Consider the following 16,564-nt stretch of genomic DNA (forward strand, 5'->3'; position numbering starts at 1 on the left):
CCCTGACCTTTACTTTTGGTATACAATCTTGCGAATGGCATGGACGGAAAGACAATACGCATCACCCAGTTCCTCCAGGGATGCCCCGCGCCGGTAAGCATCCACGATTCCGGCGTTGCGCTCTGCCAGTTCCCTGCGGCAGCCGCTTTGCTCTCCCCACGCCTTGCGCTGGTCTTCCCTGGCCGGAATGTAAATATATCCGGCCTGTATGTATTCCTGCAGTTCCTCCACCAGATGACGGGGCAGGACTGCTTTCGCATTAACATATTTCATGTTGGCTCACTCCTTATACTCATCAATCCCAAGGAAGCAAAGCCAGCACTCATCTCAGCGGCCGCTATTACTCCATGCAGGCGCCGCTGAGCTTACCGGCCTTGCATGGAGCCAGACATTGTTGTTTTTCTTCTTATTCCTGCACATGTTCCTCTCCCTCCAAACCATTCTTTTTCCTGTATTATACCAGAAAGCAGGCGCATTGGCCAGAACCAGCCCTCTGTTTTCCATTTTCTCATTTTCTATTTCTAAACAATCATTAAGGATTTTCCTGTACCTGCTGTAAGGAACCAACCCTATAATAGAGAAAAAACATCCACGGAGGCATACAGCCATGATAGACGAAATCATGGTAATCGCCCATACGGACTGCGGCGTCAGGGGAATGGAAACCAGTACCATCCGTGAACACCTGATACAGAGAGGTATCAGCCGGGAGTCCATGGAAGCATTTGGGGCAGCAGTCGGTTCCCTGGAAAACTGGTTTGATGGTTTCCTGTCTCCGGAGGACTCCGTGGTACGCTCCCTGGATATTCTAAGGAATCATCCTCTCATGCCGGCGGACGTGGAGATACGGGGCTTTGTCATGGATGTGCACACAGGAGGGCTGAAGGAGATACCGGCTCTATGGTCCCACTGTCACCGGAACACCCAGAGGGCAGTATTCCCACAGGATATCCATCACGTCATTTGTAACCGCAATGCAGCCGGAGGTTCCGCCTCCCTGGTCCCCGTGTATCTCGATGGCCCCGCCTAAAGGGGTGTTCCAGGGCGGCTGCCTGCCCGCCTTATTCGCCTCCACAATGGCATTATACTGCTCCTCATTAATCAGGCCGTCCCTGAGGCCCCGCTCTGCGTCCTCGGCATTGGGATAGGAAAGCCCCAGTGCCAGATAGCATATACTCTGGTCATTTCTCGTACACACATAGAATGAGCCGGAGGGCGTAATTTCATCCCCCTCCTGCACCTTGTCCCCTGTCTCAGACCGCCGTCCCAGCTTAACGGGCCAGGTCCCTATGGTCTGGGAATACTGTTTCAAAGTCAGTGTGTTTCCCATTTTGCTCACATAAATGTTCACCCCGTTGACAGAGGACTGATACGCTGCCCCCGGTCCCGCTGTCTGCCCGGCCATGGCGCCCAGGGGACTGATTGCCGCCAGGGACAGTGCCAGGACTCCGGCAGCAGCACATTTTCTGAATCTCATCCTGTTCCATCTCCTTACTCTTATTTACATATTTGGTTTAGTATACCATATAATCCCAAATTCTAAACCGATGTAATAAAATCGAAAGGAAAATATAAAGAAAATAATTCAGGCCCCGGACATGCATATCCCTGTCGGATATACATTCCGGAGCCTGTTTCCTGTCTGAGGGGATTGATGGCAATGCCGTAATCCGTAATAACCACGTCAATGCTCTCTCCCGGCTCCACGGTGACCTGGCAGTAGCCGGGGAATCTTAAATACAGAAAGGCTTTATCTTAAAAATCATTAAGAATCCTGTTCCGGCCATAAAAATGCCCGCAGCTCTCCGTGTGAAGTGTGCGGGCATTGATTTTTGGTCCTGTCATAATTCTTATGCTATATGCACAAATCAGGGCATAAAACAGGCCGGAAAGCTGCATGCTTTCCGGCCTGTCATTATCCCTGTTTATTCTTCTGTTTTCTCTTCCCCATACCCCAGCCGGGGCAGTACATTCATGGGATGGTCCAGTATCACCAGGTCTGCATCCTTATCCAGATAGTGCTCCTGCCTATGGATGATTACCATGTTCCGCCCGGCAAAATATTGTATGTACTGGCAGAACACCTCGGAAGCCAGGGTCGTGCCCAACAGCAGCAGGGTATCTGCCTTTGTTATCTCCTCCGTGGTCCTGGTCATGTTCTGGCTGTCCACCATCTCGCCAATCAGGGATATCATGGGCCGTATGGGAACATTACAGTCCCTGCAGATTGGAACCCGCTTTGCGCCTGCCATGTATTCAATGGGATATTTTTTCTTGCATCTGGGACACTGGTTCTGGTAAATGCTTCCGTGAAGGTTTATAACATGACGGCAGCCGCCCCTGCGGGCCTTGTCGTAGATGTTGCTGTCAATGATGCACTGAAGCTTTCCGGCCCGTTCCATGGCAGCCAGGGCCGGGCCGGAAGCAGTGTCCCTTGGCGCATTGTGAAGCATCTCTTTTTTGTAGAACTCAAAAAACTGCTCCGGGCGGGTATTGTAAAATGCACTGGTGTACATCTCCTCAACGCCGTAGCCATACCGGTTCTCGATGTCATAAGCCTTATCCTGTTTCTTGATACCGATAAAACCGCCCTCTTCCATCATACCGGAACCGCAGAGAGCCACAGTATAGGTACTTTCATCCAGAATCTTTCTCAACTGAGCTATTTTTTCATTCATAGTGATACCTCCTTCCAGTCCAACCCAGAAAATCCCCCCTGGGAGGTTACAACTGTATCTTATTATCACTATTATATAATTTTTTCCAGATAATTTCCACCATTTTTGTCAGTTTTATCTTACTATTTTCCTTTTAAAACGTCATTTTCTTTCTTTTCCACCTTAGAATAAAGGAGAACGCCCCCGATTATCACCACACCCCCTGCTATCTGGAGAGGGGCGGGCACCTCCCCGAACAGGAACAGGGCAAACACGGCTGCAGCCACAGGCTCGCACAGCTTGGAGGCAGATACAAAGGAGGGGGAAAAGAATTTCAGGCACCAGCTGAAGATACTGTGCCCTAAAAGAGTGGAACACACACTGAGGAGCAGTCCCACCACCACGGAACGCATCCCGTAGCCGGTAAAGGCAAGCCCGCTTAAAGCCGTTGCAAGCCCCAGGGCCAGGGCGCAGAACACATAGACTATGTAAGTGTAAATCGTCGTGGACATATATCCCCTGGCCTGCCGCCCAATCAATGTGTATACAGCACAGAATACGGCGGCAGCAAGGGCCAGCACGTCCCCGTACAGATGGTTTCCGCCGGCTGAGTAGTCGGAAAATGCAATCAGCAGGCTTCCTCCCACGGTTACAAGAATGCTCAGGACAGCAGCCCCGGTTATCTTTCCCTTCATAAACAGGCAGTACCCCAGCGCCACCCATATGACCTCCGTACAGACAATGGCAGTGGAACTGGCCACCGAGGTCTGGTTCAGCGATTCAAACCATGCAGTAAAATGCAGCGCCAGGAACACTCCGCTGGCCCCGCACAGAAAAACCGTCCTCCTGTCCGTGTCCATCAGCTCCCGCCTGCAGTCCTTCCGACCCAGAACCACCGGCGTCATCAGAGCCACGGTCCAAAGCAGGCGGTAAAGGGCCGTGACCACAGCAGGGGCCTGGGAATATTTAACAAAAATAGCCGATAATGAAATACCGGCTATTCCTATGATTATCATGACCAATGGATGTTTTTCCATCAACTTCATCTTAAGTATCCTCGCTTATGTGATTGGCCGTCTCCCGGCCTATGGAATCAGCCTGCTGGTTCCCAGGCGGTCTGCGCCCAGCTCTATGAAACGCTCTGCATCTTCGATGGAGGCAATTCCGCCCGCTGCTTTTACCTTTACCTGAGGGCCTGAATATTTCCTCATAAGAGCCACGTCCTCCGGCGTTGCGCCGGCTGTTGAGAATCCGGTGGAGGTCTTTATGAAGTCAGCGCCCGACTCTGTTACCACCCGGCACATTTCCTTCTTCTCTTCCTCCGTCAGAAGGCAGGTTTCAATAATGACCTTCAGGCATCTGCCGCTGCAGGCAGCCTTAATCTGTCTGATTTCATCCAGGACCTGGCCGTAATGTCCCGCCTTTACCAGCCCGATATTGATAACCATATCAATTTCATCCGCACCGTTTTTCACAGCATCCTCTGTCTCAAACACCTTCACAGCGGTGGTCATGTTGCCGTTGGGGAATCCGATAACCGTACAGACAGCCAGATTATCCCCCACAAATTCCTTTGCCTGCTTCACATAACAGGGCGGAATGCACACAGAGGCAGTTCCGTATTCCATGCCCTCCCTGCACAGCTTCTCTATCTGTTCCCAGGTAGCTGTCTGCTTTAACAGCGTGTGGTCCACCTTGCGTAAAATATCCTTCTTATCCATGATTTTTAATCCTTTCTATAGTTCCTCCAGAACCGATGTCCCTATGGTGCCTTCCGGCATCTTCACTCCGAAGTTATCAGCAACCGTTGCCCCGATGACTGCAAATGTATCCGCCTCGCCCAGGTCCTTTCCGCCCTCCATGGACGGGGAATAGGCGATGAAGGGCACCTGCTCCCTGGTGTGGTCCGTGCCTGAATAGGTGGGGTCATTGCCGTGGTCCGCGGTGAGAATCAAAAGGTCGTCCTGGCGCAGAAGCGGAAGCAGACAGCCCAGCTTCTCATCAAAGCGCTCCAGCTCCCTGCCGTATCCTTCCGGATTGCGGCGGTGCCCCCACAGGGCGTCAAAATCCACCAGATTCACAAAACAAAGCCCCTTAAAATCCCTTTGCGCATACTGGATGGTCTGCTCCATGCCGTGGACAGATGAATTGGAATGGTTGGACTGCGTCAGTCCCTCCCCGTCAAAAATATCATATATCTTGCCAATGGACACCACATCATAGCCAGCATCCTTAAGGGCATTTAAGGCAGTCCTTCCATATGGCTTAAGGGCATAATCATGACGGTTGGAGGTACGTCTGAATTCCCCCTTCTTCATGCCGGTATAGGGTCTGGCAATGACACGCCCCACCTTCCACTCATCCCGCAGGGTCAGTTCCCTGGCAATCTCGCAGTAGCGGTACAGGTTGTCAAGTCCCATGGTTTCCTCGTTGCCGCATATCTGAAGCACGGAGTCAGCGGAAGTATACACTATCAGATGGCCTTCCCGAATCTCCTCCTCTGCCAGTTCATCCAGGATTTCCGTTCCGCTGGCACTCTTGTTGCCGATGATTTTCCGTCCGGTCCGCTTCTCCAGCTCGTCAATCAGCTCCTTCGGAAAGCCGTTGCTGGTAAATGTCTGGAAAGGCGTGGTGACCAGAAGCCCCATCATCTCCCAATGTCCTGTCATGGTGTCCTTGCCCCGGCTTCTCTCTTTCAGGCGCATGTAACGCCCCAGAGGATGTTCCTCGGGCTCCATTCCTTCCAGCGGATGCAGATTGGCCATGCCCAGCTTTCTCAGGTTGGGAATCTTAAGCCCAGGAACCTCCCGGACAATATGCCCCAGGGTGTCCACGCCCACATCGCCATATTCCGGCGAGTCCTCCACTGCCCCGATTCCCAGGGAATCCAGGACCACTACAAAAATACGTTTATATTTTCCCATCTTACGACCTCCTTAAAATAATGTGACCAGGCCCACTACCATGGCGCTGATCAGGCTGACTGCCACACCGCCTAACATTGCCTTAAACACAAGGCGGGCAAGGGTGCTTTTCTTTTCAGGGCACAGGACCGCAATTCCCGACACGCAGATTCCCAGACTGGAGAAATTGGCAAACCCGCACAGGGAAATGGCGCATATCATCCCTGTCCTGTAATCCATGGAAGATATCATGCTGCCCAGCTGCTGGAACGCAACGAATTCATTGAGAACCAGCTTGCTTCCCAGGAGATTTCCTTCCATCAGGATTTCCGACGGGTCCAGGCCCATGAAAAAGCCAAAGGGAGCAAATACATAGGAAAATACCTGCTGCAGACTGATGCCGCAGACGCCCAACAGCTTATTCACTGCCGCCACCAGAGCCACCATGGCCACCAACGACGCACCGATGGACAGAGCCATCTGCATACCGGTGACAGCTCCCTCTGCAACCGCCTCTATAACGTTGGTATTATTCCCCTTATTATCCATCTTAACGCTTCCCACTTCCCTGACTTTCTCAGTCTGGGGCAGAAGCATCTTTGCCACCATAATACTGCCCACCGGCACCAGGGTGCTGGCAATCAAAAGGTACTCCATGGGAATGCCCAGGGCCGTGTATCCGCCCAATATGGACACGGACATGCTGCCCATGCCGGAAACCAGGACCACCATGACCTCGCTGTCCGTCATCTGGCCCAGGTACTTGCTCACCAGAATCGGGCTGTCTGTCTGCCCCAGGAACATATTGGCAACCGCCACAAAGCTTTCCACCTCGGAGGTGCCCATAAGCTTACCCACTGCTTTACCAATCCATTTTACCACAAATCCCAGAATTCCGATATAGTAAAGAAGACTTACCAGGGCGGACAGGAATACAATATTGCCCAGGACCTGTATGGCAAATACAGACCCCGTAACAGCCGTGCTGTCCGCCAGCGAGCCGAACACAAAGCTTAAACCGTCCTGCCCGCAGTTAATGACACTGGTCACTGCGTCCGACACCCTGGACACCACGTACCGTCCAGCCGGAATCTTTACCAGTATGACTGCAATCAGGAACTGGGCAATGACTGCCTTGACCAGCATCCTGACGGATATGTTTTTCTTCTTCCAGGAAATCAGATACATGATAAGCAGCACCAGAAGGATACCTGTAAGGTTTAATACTATCTTCATTTGTTCCCACCCCTTACCTTTCTCCTTACGCCTGCTTATCTGCCCGAATCAGTCTGCGGACTGCTTCCACAGCCACCTTTATGGCTGCCTCCGTATCGTGGACAATGGGGTTATCCAGTCCGGCCTCCTGGCGTTCCTGGTTGCCCACCACCAGAAAATCAGAACCGCAGCGAACTCTTAAGTGGCTGGCAGCAATGAACAGGGCCGCGGATTCCATCTCAGATGCCTTGCAGCCCAGACGTTTCCAGGCCTCCCACTTGTTCAGAAGCTCATAGCTCACCGGCATGCGTTTCGGCTCATGCTGGCCGTAAAAAGCGTCCTTGCACTGCACCACCCCCGCGTGGTAGGTATATCCCAGGGCCTTTGCAGAAGAAACCAGGGCATTGGTCACATCCAGGTCGGCCACGGCCGGGAACTCGATGGGAGCGTATTCCCTGCTGGTGCCCTCCATGCGGATGGCGCCTGTGGCGACCACGATATCCCCGCCCTTCACGTCCATGTCCATCCCGCCGCAGGTCCCCACGCGGATGAAGGTGTCAGCCCCGCACAGCACCAGCTCCTCCATTGCAATGGATGCAGAGGGACCGCCGATGCCCGTGGATGTCACGCTTACCTTTTCCCCGTCCAGATAACCGGTGTATGTAACATATTCCCTGCTGTCCGCCACTAACTCCGCATTGTCAAAATGCCTTGCAATCTTTTCGCAGCGCTTTGGGTCTCCCGGCATGATGACATACCGCCCCACATCTCCCTTTCTTATCTGTAAATGATACTGTAACCCTTCTTCTCCTGAATAATTCTGCATGATAATTGCCCTCTCTTTCTTAATTGCTCTTGCTTTTTTGTTTGCATGTCTGTCTGGCAGCCCTTTTACGTACATACCCGCCGCCTCTTATACGTTTTCTTTTGTTTGTTTTCTTGTCTGTTTATCGCGCACTTGTATAATATCATTTAACTTGTATAATTACTAGATGGAATAATCTACAATTATTACAGAGGATTTTTGTATATAATAACAATATATCATGGGTTTTTTATGGCTTTTTACTGATTTTACCGTATTATACAACTAGACATGTCTATTTTATTGACAAAACAGCCCCGGGGAATTATGATGTTGAATAAGAACTTGTATATTTTTTGTGATACAGCCAGACAGGAAAGGTGAACTTATGGAAGTAGATGTATTATCTGAGAAAGTAAAGAAATTAAAGCATGTAAAAGTATATAACCGCCTGTATTCCATGATACAGGATGGTGTGTATCCTCCCGGCAGCCAGCTTCCCTCTGAACCTGAGCTGGCCCTTCAGATGGATGTAAGCCGCATGACCCTGCGCAGGGCTCTGGCACTGCTGCAGGAGGACAACCTGGTCATTAATATACGCGGAAAAGGAAATTTCATCAGCGAACACAATCCCGATGCAGAACTGCCGGGCCTGGAGGTCACCCAGCACCCGGTCCGCTGTACGCTGTCCGGCGCCATTGACGAGACGGAGATGGAATTCCGCATAGAACCTCCCACAGAGTCCATCAATCAGAACCTGAAGCGAAAGACAGCTGTGGTGGTAATTGCAGACCGCTGGTATAAACGCGCAGGTAAGGCATGTGCCTACAGTCTCAGTTTCATCCCCATCGAGGTCATTTCCGAAAAACAGATAGATTTACGGGAGAAGGAAGATTTATTCCAATATCTGGAGCATGGTGTATATGAGGACGCCTGCAGCAGTACCTGCCAGCTCTCATATACCACCACAGGCAATTTTACAGCCGTCAAGTACATGCTGTCCCAGCACGCCTCCTTCATCCTGGTCCAGGAAACACTGTACGGGGAAAACCACCGGGTGCTGGTGTCCGGCAAACATTATATACCTGTGGAATCCTTTAAAACCCAGGTCAATGCAGCTGCCGGACGTGGATAACGGCCTGTTTTCATTCATCCAGATTATGTTTCACTGTAAATACAGCCAGCTGGGTCCGGTCCTTTAGTTTAAGCTTTTCCAGCAGACGGGAGATGTTGTTGCGCACGGTCCCCTCTGCCAGGAAAAGCGCCCCTGCAATCTCCCTGTTGTCCATTCCCCGGGCAACCAGCCGCATGATGTCCCGTTCTCTGGGCGTCAAATCCGTTGTCAGGTCTGCCTTTGCCCCTCCGGGCATCATCTGGCGGCGCATCCCCTCAAAGACGCTTCCGCCGAAAACCCGGATTCCGGCGCAGACCGCCTTGACGGACTGAATGACCTTATCATCCTCCATCTCCTTTAAGATATACCCGTCAGCCCCGCTTCCCACAGCGGCGTCCACCGTCTCCCTGTCATCAAAGGTTGTGAGGACCAGCACCTTTATATCCGGATAATCCGCCTTGATTCTGGTTATTCCGTAACTGCCGTCGTATTCCGGCATACGCATATCCATAAGTACCACATCCGGCCTGTGCTTTCTGCATAGCTGCCACGCCTCCTGACCGTCGGCGGCCAGCCCCACCACCCGGATGTCCTTGTCCTGCTCCAGAATCGCCCTGAGCCCCTGCCTCAATATCTGGATATCATCGGCAATCACTGCTTTTATCATATGGTCCCGCTCCTTTTTCCCGATTGTACACTGATTGAAGAATCCTGGTATGCGGCTTGTTTTTGCCGCACCGGTCTTTCTGCCGCACCAGTCTTTACACCGCACCGTCATTGCGCCCTGCAGCTCCATAGGGCAGACTTATATATATCTGAAATCCTTCCCCGTCTCCGGATATGAACCTGACGGTTCCCCCGGCCTGTTCCGTCCTATGGCGTATACCGCGGATTCCATTTCCGTCTTCTATGTGGCTGCACCCGTCCCCATTATCAAAGATATACAGATTCAGGCTGGCTGCGCCGAATTTAAGTATCACATCCATATGCGTTGCATGGGCATATTTAAGACAGTTGGTAATGGCCTCCCTGAGACAATCATACACAACAGGGGACAAATGGGAATACGCCTGCCTGTCTTCCCCCTGTATTTCCACCTCCACCTCAAATTCCTTTACACTGCCTGCCAGCTGGTATATCCCCTGGGTGATGAGGCCGCAGGAGGCAGACTGCCTGAGATTATTGATGGAACAGCGCAGCTCCCGAATCCCGCTGCCTGCCAGTTCCTGGGCCTGGGTCAGGTATTCTTCTATGCTTCCGTCCTGTCCGCGGTCCTGGCCCGGACCGTTTTCCCCCTTATATGCAATACGTATCAGCCTGAGCAGGGAATTAATCATGGTCAGCGTATGGCCCGCGGTGTCATGCACCTCCTGGGCAATGCGGTTTCGTTCCTTTTCAATGGCAAGGCTCTGGTTGGAAACAGCCAGTTCCCGTCCCTGCTCCAAAAGCTGATAATATCGGCCCACATCCGTAAGCATGACGGTTCCTGCAATCATATCCCCCTTTTTATCCTTATGGATATACTGCCTTACTTCCAGCTTCCGTGTTTCATCACCATCTTCCAGCGAAAATACAGGCGCATGGGAATCCGCAGAATCCATGGCAGCGCCCCTTTCCTCCAGCATATTCCTGAGCAATTCCATCTCATCCCCGGTCCGCAGCCCCAGCCACTGTCCGGCGGCTCCGTTGCAGTAGGTAATCCTGCCGCGCCTGTTATATACCACCACTCCCTCTGCAATGGAATCAAATATCTTATCAAAGGCCATGGTATTGACATCCAGGAAATCATACCGGAACACAGCCAGCAGCATGAGAATACTGGACAGGGCAAAGGCAGGGGGAGTCAGGTCAAATCCGGTTCTCACCAGCCCTGTCATGTAAAGCAGGTTAAAGGCCAGCGGCACTGCCGCCGCCAACAAAATGACAACAATATGCGCCAGGGCGACACGGTTCTTTTTGAAAGCCATCAGCACCACCGCCATGCCGGCCAGCACACAGATATATGTATAGGCCATGTGAATATAGAACACCGGTCCGTACACCACCTGCGCCACCTCAAAACGGACATAAAACAAATGATGGTATTCATTGGTCAGAAGGACTGAATAGTTAACAGCCGATATTCCAAACAACAGCAGTTCCGCTGCATGGCCCGGTTTTCTCCGGCTGTAAAGGAATGCAAACTCCAGCCATGCCGGTCCGATGAAACTGATTCCTATGTAAGAAATGCCGTATGCCAGGTACTTCATTCCCTTCGTCATAGGGAGAGCCGAAAACAGCTGCGGTATACACCATATAATGATAAGGAGCTGGCAGACTGCCAATGCTCCTGTGGTCCTGTTTTTATCTGCCTTCATCAGCAGCCAGCCCGATGTATACAGAGACAGGCCGATGGCGGAAAGATAGGCAATTTTAAGCATGATATCAAGCATATACCAAACCTCCTCCGGGCAGATTGCCGTACATTTCACCTATAAGGCAAAACAGGGCACAGGCATGGCCTGTACCCTTGATTATAGCCTCTGAGCCGCTGTGTGTCAAAAGAATTGTGGCTGCGTCCTCTCAGCGCTTTTTCATTTCATTCACCGCTGCGAATACAATGAGTCCCAGTCCTGCCGCCAGAAGATACACCCACCATGACAGGCTGAGCCAGAAATCCTTTGTCATGTAAAGGGCCACGGAAATGATGATAATGCCGGAAATCCGAATCCATCTCATGCATTTTCTCATATGCGCTCCCAGGAATACCGCCAGACTGACAGCCTCCAGTATCAGAGCATCCCACACCGCTCCTGTGGATACTGCATCCAGAGCCATAATTCCCAGGCACAGGCAGTAAAGGCCGGTCCGGATATTTGTTATCTCCTTCCCGTTTCCCCATATGCGGCCCAGCCCCCAGGCGAACCCTGCCGCAGGGACCAGCTGTATCTCCAGACTGAGTATCTCAGGCCACCGGATAAACGGCTGCAGCCAGAATGCCGTCACTGCCAGGGCCGCTGCCAGGGTTAATGCCATCCTTCTCCACTCTTTGAGAGCAGCAAACTGAAGTACGTACAAGGCCGTCAAAAGGATATATACACACTGCCATTCCCGGCCCGCCTCCCAGGTCATGGGGAGCAGGACAAGTATGACCAGAATGTGGAACCAGTCCACATCCCATCCCCTCTTTTCTCCTTCCCGGCATACTATGACAGGACGGTACCGCCGGAACAGGATTCCCGAAAGAATGAGCAGCGCTGCCGTGGCGCCGTACACCTGGTTTTCCGTCAGGCCATATCTTGCAGCTGCTGTCAGCGGAAGGGGAAGGACAGCCGCTGACGCTGCCAGATGAAGCCAACTACATCCGCCTTTGTAGAGAAGTACATAAAAACCGGCAAATGCAGCCCCACAGAGTACCATATTCCAGAGCGCCAGGGATGCATCACTGTAAAATGCAGCCATCATCAGCAGAAACACCGCCAAGCCCGTCACATTCCAGAACACTTCCCTGAGTTTGCTCCGGCCGCAGCGCATAAGCGCCGCATGTTCCAGGCCGTAAACAGCCGCCACCAGCACCATCCGGAGCACACCATTTGCCGTCATGCTTTCCGCTATGATATATACGCCTGCCATGGAGTACAGACAGCTGCCTTTGATAAACCGCTCCTGCTCCGCATGTTCCCTGCCAAGGGATTTCACCAGCAGGTATACGGCCAGCAGAAGGAAAAACGGAAGGGGCTCCCGGTTTCCCAGCCGCAGGATTACCTGGGCAGCCGTACCAATAGCCAGAACCGGAATACAGAACCGGTCTTTTTTTACCCAGTCCCACGCAGCCACAGCCAGCACATATCCCCATACAATTGCATCATACCCAATGTCCATGCCCAGTATCCGGTTTAAAACCGGCCAGCCAGTGGCAGTCAGGGCAAAGAGCACTGCCGGGATACCGGCGCGCAGAACCGGGTATTGCCTGCCCCACTCTGCCATGACTGCCGCCAGGAGAATCACCCCCGCGGATGCAGTCAGCTGCTTTCCTATATTATCCCAGATAAACATGGCGTCCAGCATAAGGATTGCCGTGTCAATGGCCAGAACCGCGGTAAAAATACATCCGCCCGGCAGATTGCCAAGAGGACTTCCAAGTCTTCTCTCACCCAGGAACCATACGCCTGTCATAACTGCTGCCAAAAATAATTGATATGTATAGTCAACGGGAATACAGAAACCTGCATATTGGAAGAATATCATTACGGCGAGACTGTGAAGTGTCTTCATTTCCGGGCTCATGCGGCGCAGAGCCGCAATAGCTGTCCCGGCTGCCATCATCCCAAATGCCAGGGTATTCCAGATTGTGATTTCCTGTATTCCCGGCACCATAATTCCCGTCATGAATTCTATCCATCCTGCAATGGCTTCATAGGCCATGATTCCGCTTACCATCCAGAAATGAAGCATTGCGAAGAAGCCCAATTCCCCCATCAATTCACTTGCAAATCCGCCTGCCGGGGTACCCGCAGAGTCCTGGAACCTTTGTTTTCTCCTGTAAATCTCACTTCCTCCCAACAGAAGGAAGGAATAATACATCATGCCGTTAACGCAGTCAGTCCCTTTGCACTTCAGCGCTCCCATCAAAAACAACATGCTGATCGTTATTCCCCACAGACATGCCTGGGTGTAAACCTTATTATGAAATCTTCTGATTTTAGAAAAAAGAGCAATTTCCGTGGCCACACTGCCTGCCAGCAGTACGCGGAAACGGTTCTCTCCCTTTAAAATAAATTCCGGCCCCAGCAGTTCAAAATATCCCGCCGCCAGAACAGTCAGAAACAAAAACACACTGCCCAGTATATAAAACGCCTGTCCGGTCCGCTCTATCTTAAAAAATCGTTCAGCTGCCCGGCTTGCCCCGAAAAACAAACCGGAAAACCCCAGAACCATAACTACCTTGGAAAAGCTGGGCAGCACATGCCATGCCGTGGTCGCAAAAATCAGACCGGCCAGCACCACAAATATAACTCCGATGATTAAGGCTGCCGTACCCTGATAGAATCCTGCGCCATTTTTCGGTATCCGTACTGCGGCAGTATGCTTTCTGGGTAAATGCGGATACGCGGTGATGCCTGTTTTTGCTGCGGCAGGTCCGGCCTCTTTTGTTATGCACCCGTTTTTCTCCGGCGCCTTCCAGTCAGACCTGCTTACCAGGGTGTCCTTTAGGACCGCATTTCCTTTAAGCTGCGCTGTTTCATCCATTTTACCCAAAACACGGTTAAGTTCCTCTATCTTCCTTTTATACCGGCTGTTCACCACAGCCAGAACAATTATAACAGCCAGCTCGGCAAATGGAGCCACCAGCCAAATCAACAAAATTACAAACCACCCCATACCCATTCCCCTTTCTGCAAGTTCCTTTTTCCGATAGCGCCTATGTGGATTTCCTTTTCATGCTTTCATTATAGAGAACAAATCCGGCCAGTCATAGATGTTGTCCGTCATTACACCAGTGACATTTGTCACTGATATCTGATTCTGCACCGTATTATCCGCATATTCTAATCCGGCAGGCAGCTATTTCCCCAAACATAAGACAGCAGCCACCGGCAACCGCCCCTTTCCGGGAACGGATTGCCAGTGACTGCCGTATATAAACCGTATTTAGTTATCTCCAGCCTCTTTAACTATTTCCAGCTGTATTCTATTCACTCTCCCCAATGACAGGCCCCAGCTGCTGCACCATTTTCTCATAAGGAACCCAGCATCCATGGCCCCCAACCAAAATGGACGGCTTTGTCTTTCCATGATAATCACTTCCGCAGGTAAACATCTTCCGCCTGTCACATGCCGCCTTATGATAAAATGCAGCCTGCTCCTCTGAATGGTAGCTGCTGAATGCCTCAATTCCATCCAACCCTGTCTCAAGTATGGGGTCCAGCAATTCTGCATGATTCCTCAAATTAACCCCCGGATGCGCCAGCACCGCATAACCTCCGTTTCTGTGTATGATATCCACCACCTGCTCCAGTTCCGGATAATCTATTTTTACATAGCAGCATTTTCCCTGGGAGTAAAAATCCCAGTAAAAATTAACAAAAGGGTTATCTCCCCTCTCTCCCCCTTCCCTATAGGGAAGAAGCAGGGCATGGTTCCTGTATTCTTCCTTCCCCAGGAGCACCTCCGCGAACATTTCCCCGGTCCACCGGTCCTTCCAGTAATAATCACGGGCCAGTTCTGCCATGTCTTCCTCCGTGACATCAAACCCCATTTTCCTGGTTGCCTGAAGCATATGCCGAGATGCAGCCGCTGCCTGGTTTCCTATGTTCTCCTCTATATATGCAAAATCATCGCTTTTATAGTCAATTCCATACCCCAATACATGGAGGTTCACTCCCTCAAATGTACAGTCAATCTCAATCCCCGGAACATACCTGATTCCCGCCCTCCGGGCAGCCTGGCTGCCCGCCTCATTTGCCCGCACACTGTTGTGGTCCGCAATAGCCATCACACAGATGCCGTTCATGCCGCATCGCCTCACCAGCTCCTGTGGGCTGAATTCACCGTCATCACTGTAATAGCTGTGCATGTGTAAGTCCATTAACTTTTCCATCCTGAACCTTCCCCATCCTTTCTGTCATGCCTATCATCAATACAACAAATACAACCAGGCACGCCGGATACAGGGTCACGCTGATACGTTCCGCCGCCAGCCCAAACAGCGGAGGCATAAATGTGGACCCCACATATGCGCAGGCCATCTGCATCCCCATCATGGACTGGGAATACTGCACCCCAAAGTTATCCGGTGTTTCGTGGAGCAGGCTGGGATAGATTGGCGCACAGCCCAGCCCCACCATGACAAGTCCAGCCAGCACAGCTCCGCGGCCAGCAGGAAGAAGCAGCAGCACAGTCCCTGCAAAGGCAGTCAGCTGTCCGCACCGCACCATGCTCCTGTCACCCAGACGGTCCGTGACAAAACCGCTGGCCAGTCTTCCCAGGGTAATACCCAGGTAAAAAAAGGAAGCCCATTTAGCCGCTGTCTGAGGTGCAATCCCTTTGTGCAGTACCATATAACTGCTGGCCCACAGGCCGGCTGTGGCTTCAAGGGCGCAATAACAGAAAAATGCTGTGAGCACTGCTTTTGCTCCCGGAAGCCGCAGCCCCTCTCTCAGGCTAATCTGCTTATGGGTATCCTCCCGGCCGCTGTTCCCATCTCTCTTTATCTTCCACAGCGGAAGCGACAGCACCAGGAAGACAGCCAGCCCTATCTGAATCCCTCCCACCACCATGTAGCCGGAATTCCACTTAAGGCCTCGGGTCAGGCATAATCCCATGATATAAGGTCCGGCTGTTGCGCCGATTCCCCAGAAGCAGTGAAGCCAGCTCATATGGCGGGATTTATAGTGAAGGGCAACAAAGTTATTCAGTCCCGCATCCACGCTTCCCGCTCCCAGTCCATAGGGAACAGCCCAGACACACAGCTGCATAAATGAGTGGGAAAAGGAAAACCCAAACAGTGCCGCTGCTGTCATGGCAACACTTACGACAGTCACTTTTCCGGTTCCAAAAGCCCTGATAAGCCTGTCGCTGAAAAGGCTGGAAATAATGGTGCCGCCTGCTATAATCATACTGATGATTCCCGCATAGGACACAGACGCCCCCAGCTCCCGGTACATGGATGGCCATGCAGAGCCCAAAAGTGCGTCCGGCAGTCCCAGACTGATGAATGCCAGATAAATAATTACAAGTAATAACTGAAACATCTTATCCTCCTGCTTATCAGCACCAGAAGCCCCTGCTCCGGCCTCCTGGGTGCTAAACATTATATAAATATACACCAAAAGAATATCGTCTTTTTCATCTTGATTCAACCCGATTATCGACTTATAATATAAGAAAA

General features: G+C 51.7%; 14 protein-coding genes. 1 reads left to right on the forward strand and 13 read right to left on the reverse strand.

Going from position 1 to position 16,564, the window contains the following annotated elements; translation table 11 throughout:
- Nucleotides 1-9: 9 nt before the first annotated feature.
- The 8 genes from I2H39_RS15975 to udp form a co-directional block, all read right to left on the reverse strand.
- Nucleotides 10-273, reverse strand: a complete 264-nt coding sequence (locus tag I2H39_RS15975) for a CD3324 family protein (protein ID WP_138309387.1) — start codon at nt 271-273, stop codon at nt 10-12.
- Nucleotides 274-898: 625 nt separating this feature from the next.
- A complete protein-coding gene (locus I2H39_RS15980) occupies nt 899-1,477 on the reverse strand; it encodes a L,D-transpeptidase (protein WP_195626974.1) in 579 nt (192 codons plus the stop codon).
- Nucleotides 1,478-1,925: 448 nt separating this feature from the next.
- On the reverse strand, nt 1,926-2,678 hold the full coding sequence (locus I2H39_RS15990; protein ID WP_195626975.1) for a Sir2 family NAD-dependent protein deacetylase: 753 nt from the start codon (nt 2,676-2,678) through the stop codon (nt 1,926-1,928).
- Between the two features lie 122 nt (nt 2,679-2,800).
- Nucleotides 2,801-3,703, reverse strand: a complete 903-nt coding sequence (locus tag I2H39_RS15995) for a DMT family transporter (protein WP_195626976.1) — start codon at nt 3,701-3,703, stop codon at nt 2,801-2,803.
- A 39-nt stretch (nt 3,704-3,742) separates the two neighbouring features.
- Entirely contained in the window at nt 3,743-4,378 is a 636-nt protein-coding gene (gene deoC / locus I2H39_RS16000; protein WP_195626977.1) for a deoxyribose-phosphate aldolase, read from the reverse strand.
- Between the two features lie 15 nt (nt 4,379-4,393).
- A complete protein-coding gene (locus I2H39_RS16005) occupies nt 4,394-5,581 on the reverse strand; it encodes a phosphopentomutase (protein WP_138309400.1) in 1,188 nt (395 codons plus the stop codon).
- A gap of 12 nt (nt 5,582-5,593) precedes the next feature.
- The gene (locus tag I2H39_RS16010; protein ID WP_195626978.1) at nt 5,594-6,796 is read right to left on the reverse strand and encodes a nucleoside transporter C-terminal domain-containing protein; all 1,203 of its coding nucleotides are present in this window, start codon (nt 6,794-6,796) and stop codon (nt 5,594-5,596) included.
- 25 nt (nt 6,797-6,821) lie between these two features.
- The gene (udp, locus tag I2H39_RS16015; RefSeq protein ID WP_138309402.1) at nt 6,822-7,601 is read right to left on the reverse strand and encodes a uridine phosphorylase; all 780 of its coding nucleotides are present in this window, start codon (nt 7,599-7,601) and stop codon (nt 6,822-6,824) included.
- A 367-nt stretch (nt 7,602-7,968) separates the two neighbouring features.
- Here udp and I2H39_RS16020 point away from each other — a divergent pair, with 367 nt between their 5' ends.
- The gene (locus tag I2H39_RS16020; protein ID WP_138309403.1) at nt 7,969-8,715 is read left to right on the forward strand and encodes a GntR family transcriptional regulator; all 747 of its coding nucleotides are present in this window, start codon (nt 7,969-7,971) and stop codon (nt 8,713-8,715) included.
- A gap of 10 nt (nt 8,716-8,725) precedes the next feature.
- Here I2H39_RS16020 and I2H39_RS16025 read toward each other — a convergent pair whose 3' ends face one another.
- The 5 genes from I2H39_RS16025 to I2H39_RS16045 all read right to left on the reverse strand — a co-directional run bounded on the left by I2H39_RS16025 (nt 8,726) and on the right by I2H39_RS16045 (nt 16,427).
- On the reverse strand, nt 8,726-9,490 hold the full coding sequence (locus I2H39_RS16025) for a response regulator transcription factor (protein ID WP_330640769.1): 765 nt from the start codon (nt 9,488-9,490) through the stop codon (nt 8,726-8,728).
- Complete coding sequence (locus I2H39_RS16030; RefSeq protein WP_195626979.1) at nt 9,456-11,126, reverse strand: histidine kinase N-terminal 7TM domain-containing protein; 1,671 nt, start codon at nt 11,124-11,126, stop codon at nt 9,456-9,458. The genes I2H39_RS16025 and I2H39_RS16030 overlap by 35 nt, the downstream gene beginning before the upstream one ends.
- Nucleotides 11,127-11,256: 130 nt before the next feature.
- The gene (locus I2H39_RS16035) at nt 11,257-14,055 is read right to left on the reverse strand and encodes a hypothetical protein (RefSeq protein ID WP_227146651.1); all 2,799 of its coding nucleotides are present in this window, start codon (nt 14,053-14,055) and stop codon (nt 11,257-11,259) included.
- 310 nt (nt 14,056-14,365) lie between these two features.
- Nucleotides 14,366-15,274 carry a PHP domain-containing protein gene (locus I2H39_RS16040; RefSeq protein WP_195626981.1) on the reverse strand — a complete coding sequence of 303 codons (909 nt, stop codon included), beginning with the start codon at nt 15,272-15,274 and terminating at the stop codon, nt 14,366-14,368.
- Nucleotides 15,231-16,427, reverse strand: a complete 1,197-nt coding sequence (locus tag I2H39_RS16045) for an MFS transporter (RefSeq protein WP_195626982.1) — start codon at nt 16,425-16,427, stop codon at nt 15,231-15,233. The genes I2H39_RS16040 and I2H39_RS16045 overlap by 44 nt, the downstream gene beginning before the upstream one ends.
- Between the last annotated feature and the right edge of the window lie 137 nt (nt 16,428-16,564).

Source organism: Clostridium sp. 1001283B150225_161107_B6, assembly GCF_015556325.1.
Taxonomy (GTDB): Bacteria; Bacillota; Clostridia; order Lachnospirales; family Lachnospiraceae; genus Enterocloster.

What these genes read in the sequence shown, in the direction of transcription:
- I2H39_RS15975 (WP_138309387.1), bottom strand. Translation starts at nt 273, where the DNA reads ATGAAATATGTTAATGCGAAAGCAGTCCTGCCCCGTCATCTGGTGGAG.
- I2H39_RS15980 (WP_195626974.1), bottom strand. Translation starts at nt 1,477, where the DNA reads ATGAGATTCAGAAAATGTGCTGCTGCCGGAGTCCTGGCACTGTCCCTG.
- I2H39_RS15990 (WP_195626975.1), bottom strand. Translation starts at nt 2,678, where the DNA reads ATGAATGAAAAAATAGCTCAGTTGAGAAAGATTCTGGATGAAAGTACC.
- I2H39_RS15995 (WP_195626976.1), bottom strand. Translation starts at nt 3,703, where the DNA reads ATGAAGTTGATGGAAAAACATCCATTGGTCATGATAATCATAGGAATA.
- deoC (WP_195626977.1), bottom strand. Translation starts at nt 4,378, where the DNA reads ATGGATAAGAAGGATATTTTACGCAAGGTGGACCACACGCTGTTAAAG.
- I2H39_RS16005 (WP_138309400.1), bottom strand. Translation starts at nt 5,581, where the DNA reads ATGGGAAAATATAAACGTATTTTTGTAGTGGTCCTGGATTCCCTGGGA.
- I2H39_RS16010 (WP_195626978.1), bottom strand. Translation starts at nt 6,796, where the DNA reads ATGAAGATAGTATTAAACCTTACAGGTATCCTTCTGGTGCTGCTTATC.
- udp (WP_138309402.1), bottom strand. Translation starts at nt 7,601, where the DNA reads ATGCAGAATTATTCAGGAGAAGAAGGGTTACAGTATCATTTACAGATA.
- I2H39_RS16020 (WP_138309403.1), top strand. Translation starts at nt 7,969, where the DNA reads ATGGAAGTAGATGTATTATCTGAGAAAGTAAAGAAATTAAAGCATGTA.
- I2H39_RS16025 (WP_330640769.1), bottom strand. Translation starts at nt 9,490, where the DNA reads ATGGAGCTGCAGGGCGCAATGACGGTGCGGTGTAAAGACTGGTGCGGC.
- I2H39_RS16030 (WP_195626979.1), bottom strand. Translation starts at nt 11,126, where the DNA reads ATGCTTGATATCATGCTTAAAATTGCCTATCTTTCCGCCATCGGCCTG.
- I2H39_RS16035 (WP_227146651.1), bottom strand. Translation starts at nt 14,055, where the DNA reads ATGGGGTGGTTTGTAATTTTGTTGATTTGGCTGGTGGCTCCATTTGCC.
- I2H39_RS16040 (WP_195626981.1), bottom strand. Translation starts at nt 15,274, where the DNA reads ATGGAAAAGTTAATGGACTTACACATGCACAGCTATTACAGTGATGAC.
- I2H39_RS16045 (WP_195626982.1), bottom strand. Translation starts at nt 16,427, where the DNA reads ATGTTTCAGTTATTACTTGTAATTATTTATCTGGCATTCATCAGTCTG.